This is a genomic window from Cohnella thermotolerans DSM 17683, assembly GCF_000429825.1.
Lineage (GTDB): Bacteria > Bacillota > Bacilli > Paenibacillales > Paenibacillaceae > Cohnella > Cohnella thermotolerans.
The window spans coordinates 1-3,695 of the sequence record NZ_AUCP01000120.1 but is presented as its reverse complement, the minus strand read 5'-3'; the positions used below and the strand labels follow the sequence as shown (position 1 = coordinate 3,695).

The 3,695-nt window shown below is 56.8% G+C and carries 5 protein-coding genes and 1 tRNA gene; 2 read left to right on the top strand and 4 right to left on the bottom strand.

All coding sequences use genetic code 11. From position 1 onward, the window contains the following. Positions 1-205: 205 nt before the first annotated feature. The 3 genes from rpsR to rpsF form a co-directional block, all read right to left on the bottom strand. A complete protein-coding gene (gene rpsR, locus G485_RS0117210; protein ID WP_027093529.1) occupies positions 206-544 on the bottom strand; it encodes a 30S ribosomal protein S18 in 339 nt (112 codons plus the stop codon). A gap of 21 nt (positions 545-565) precedes the next feature. After that, entirely contained in the window at positions 566-1,075 is a 510-nt protein-coding gene (gene ssb / locus G485_RS0117205) for a single-stranded DNA-binding protein (protein ID WP_027093528.1), read from the bottom strand. A 67-nt stretch (positions 1,076-1,142) separates the two neighbouring features. Beyond that, entirely contained in the window at positions 1,143-1,430 is a 288-nt protein-coding gene (gene rpsF / locus G485_RS0117200; RefSeq protein ID WP_027093527.1) for a 30S ribosomal protein S6, read from the bottom strand. Positions 1,431-1,737: 307 nt separating this feature from the next. Between rpsF and G485_RS0117195 the strand changes: the two genes are divergently transcribed. Together G485_RS0117195 and G485_RS0117190 are read left to right on the top strand one after the other, a co-directional pair. After that, positions 1,738-2,805, top strand: a complete 1,068-nt coding sequence (locus tag G485_RS0117195; RefSeq protein ID WP_156922446.1) for a YncE family protein — start codon at positions 1,738-1,740, stop codon at positions 2,803-2,805. Between the two features lie 102 nt (positions 2,806-2,907). After that, entirely contained in the window at positions 2,908-3,096 is a 189-nt protein-coding gene (locus G485_RS0117190; RefSeq protein WP_027093525.1) for a YjzC family protein, read from the top strand. A 391-nt stretch (positions 3,097-3,487) separates the two neighbouring features. Here the strand turns inward: G485_RS0117190 and G485_RS0117185 are convergent. Further along, a tRNA-Ser gene (locus G485_RS0117185) sits at positions 3,488-3,578 on the bottom strand. Between the last annotated feature and the right edge of the window lie 117 nt (positions 3,579-3,695).

Sequence of the window (3,695 nt, the reverse complement as noted above, 5' to 3'; positions counted from 1 at the left end):
GTGGATCATTCATGGTTCCTTTAAAATTCACCATCGGAGATGCGATTTCCTTTCTTTTTCTTCTTTTTCACAGAAGAACTATCACGGATTCAGGAACAAGCCCAATTTCAAACGAGAGGGGGGCTATTCTATGCGGATGCCCGTAAAAAAACCCCCCGGGTCTACGAAATCGTAGACTCGAGGGGTTGTTCGGTGCATGAAGTTCTTACTCCGTCGTATACGGCAGCAACGCCATTTGGCGGGCGCGCTTAACGGCAACCGTCAGCATGCGTTGATATTTCGCCTTCGTGCCAGTTACGCGGCGCGGCAGAATTTTGCCGCGTTCGCTGATGAACTTGCGCAGCAAGTCCAGATCTTTGTAATCGACATGGGTAATTTTATTTACGGTGAAATAGCAAACTTTGCGGCGTTTGTTGCGTCCGCGGCGGAACTTGCGGGGCTCGCGTTGCTCGCGGCCTTCGCCACCGCCTTGACCGCGGTTTTCACGAGGCGTATTCGAACGCTCTTCACGAGCGGCCGGCGTTGCTTGTTGTTGTTCGCTCATTTGTTCTCCGTCCTTCCTGTCTTAGAATGGCAAATCATCGTCCGATATATCGATCGGCTTGCCGTCATCGGCGAATGGGTCCATATTGCCGCCGGTACCGCGCGATCCGGAGCTGCGGCTTCCGCCACCGCTGCCATAACCGCCTCCGCCGTATCCGCCGCCGTTCCCGCCTCCGAAATCGTCGCGTCCTTGCGAGCCGCCGCCTTCGCGGTTCGGCGATTCGAGGAAACGAACGTTATCGGCGATAACCTCCGTTACATAAACCCGGCGTCCTTCGTTGTTCTCGTAGTTGCGCACCTGAATGCGTCCTTCCACGGCGGCCAGACGGCCTTTCCGAAGGTAATTCGCGCAGGTCTCGGCCAATTGGCGCCAAGTGACGACCGGAATGAAGTCCGCCTCGCGTTCCCCCTGATCGCGGGAGAAGGGGCGATCCACAGCCAGCGTAAATTGGGCTACGGCCACGCCTGCCGGCGTATAACGAAGTTCGGGATCCCTGGTCAAGCGTCCGATCAGAATAACCCGGTTCAACATGGTTGGTTCCCCTCCCAACAATGACGACTCGCGGCGGATGTCCGCCAGGCTGGTTGCGTCTGTCCTCTTAAGCCACTACGTCTCTGACGATCATGTGGCGGATAACTTCGTCCGTAATTTTCAGGACGCGTTCCAGCTCATTCACGACAGCGCTGGTAGCGGTGAATTGGACCAACACATACGTCCCTTCGCGGTGCTTGTTGATCTCGTAAGCAAGACGGCGTTTGCCGAGCACTTCATGCTTCACGATCTCTCCGCCGTTCCCGATGATGCCTTGGAATTTCTCCACGACAGCTTGAACGGTTTCTTGTTCCACGTCCGGACGGATGATGTACATCAACTCATAGTTGCGCATCTTCCGTTCACCTCCTTTTGGTCTTTGGCCCCCCGCTTTGCATACCGAAGGACGAGTCCGTTCGGCCGAGGAGCAAGGAGTATGCTTGTAAATGGCATACCTATATACTTTAACATGATTCTCTCTGCCGGTCAAATTTCCAACTTGAGAGAGAGGCGAAGAGCGTCAACGCTCACGAAAACGATCCGGGTTGAATACCGTGTCGTAGCCCAACTCTCCGAGAAGGAGCCGAAAGAGCGAAATGAGCCTTCTGTTTGTGCCTGCGACCTCCCCTATCGTCCGGGCGGCGAAACAAAGAGCCCTCCGATTGGAATCTCCCGTCTCCGCCGAGCCGTACGCAAGGAAGCTTGCGACGGTCGGCGTGGGCCGAGAGCCTCTCCAGTTGGCCGTTAACGAGGCCTCCAGTCTCGTTTACGTCCATAACGGCACCCACGGCGACCTCTCCGTATTCGACGCCGCCGCGAATCGGCCTGCGGCTACCGTCCGGATCGGCAAGCCCCTCGGCCCGATAGCCGTCAGCCCTCTAGGCAACAAGCTCTATGTCGGCCTCTCCCCCAACGTCGTTCTGGCGCTGAACGCGCTCACGCTTCAGTTAATTCGAACGATCGAGCTGAAAGGCGAACCGAGGCAAATCGTTATCCATCCGCGGACGGACCTGGTGTATATTGCTGCCGGCGATCGCTCGCTCGCCGTTCTGGATGGCCGAAGCGACCGAATCAAGGCTGCCCTCTCCGTCCCCCACGGCGTCGGCCCGTTCGTTCTAAATCCTCGTACGAACCGTCTGTACGCCGCAGGGAACCGTCTGAGCGTCGTTAGCGGAACCCTTGACCGTGTCCTGGCGGCGATCGATATCGGCCATCAACCGCAGGTGAGCGGCATCGCCATCAATGCCGCAACCAATCGGATCTACCTGGCCAACTCCTATAACGGCCATCGAAGCGCTATTTTCGCGATCGACGGCCGCACGCACCGCATTCTTCGCGTCATCCCGATGGACGGCGTCTCCGGCATCGCCGTGGATGAACGGATCAACCGGGTCTATGCCGGTTGCTCGGGTAAAATATCGGCGCAGCTCGCCGTCATCGACGGGCAATCGAACCAGATCGTCGAGCAAGTAGCGACGACCCAATCCAGCGCCGACAGCGTCGTTGCGGACAGCCGGTCTCATCTGGTCTTCGTGTCGAGCGAGGCCGACGGCATCGTCTCGGGCGTGGACGGCGTCCGGAATCGCCTCTTCGCTTCGATTCCCGTCGGAATGAGCAGACGTCAGCCGGTCGGCCTCGCCATGAACCGGCGCAGCGGCAAGCTCTACGCGTCCAATTTCCATGCCCATACGGTCACCGTCATCCAGACCGGGCACCTTCCGCAGCCTTAACCGTCGTCTCGCCTGGCGGACACATGCGGGATTTGCCTCGTATAGGCGCCCCCGCTTTCCCAGACAATATCGGTGCACGCTGCAGACAGGGGGTGATCGATCGTGGGAGAACAGAGCGAATTCGAACCGGGTCAACGCGCTCCGAACGAAGGCGAGTACATCGAGATCGGAGACAACGCGTTCCATATGGGCATCAACAATCCGAAGCGCGTCTTCCTTCATAAGGGCGAGCGATTCCCGGAGACGTCCAACCATCGGCGCAAATGGAAAAGATTCAATAATCACGGTTAATCGAATTTCGATGTATAGGAAGCCGAAGGAACGGACACTCTATATATCGGCGACGAACAGAGAGGTGTGGTTCCATTGAACCCATGCAGGCAACAGCCGAAGGAAGTGCCGTACCACACGAAAACGGAGGGTTGTGCCAAAGACACTTGTCTGTAACACAACGGCTCGCATCGAAGCGATCCGGTAGCCCGAAGCGCTGGCATACGGCTGATGGCGAAGCTTGACTTCGCATAAGCCGCATGCAATACAGCAACGTTGGGAAAGGCTTCAACTCCACTAACGTCGCCCGGAGAACCCCTTAGGGGGTTCTTTCGCTTTGTCTACATAAATCAAAAAGCGTAAATCAAAAAGCGGTTCCTCGTCGGAACCGCTTGTCTTATTTGGCTACAGGTGGCGGAGAGGGTGGGATTCGAACCCACGCACGCCTTGCGACGCCTAGTTGATTTCGAGTCAACCCCCTTGGGCCTCTTGGGTACCTCTCCTCACAGCAAGTAGAAGTATATCATAAGTAGGGCTTGCTGAACAAGATCAATTTAAGCTGCTCCCAACGCATGAGCCTAGACCGTGATTTTCTTTGCGGTTTTCATGCAAAAAATCGG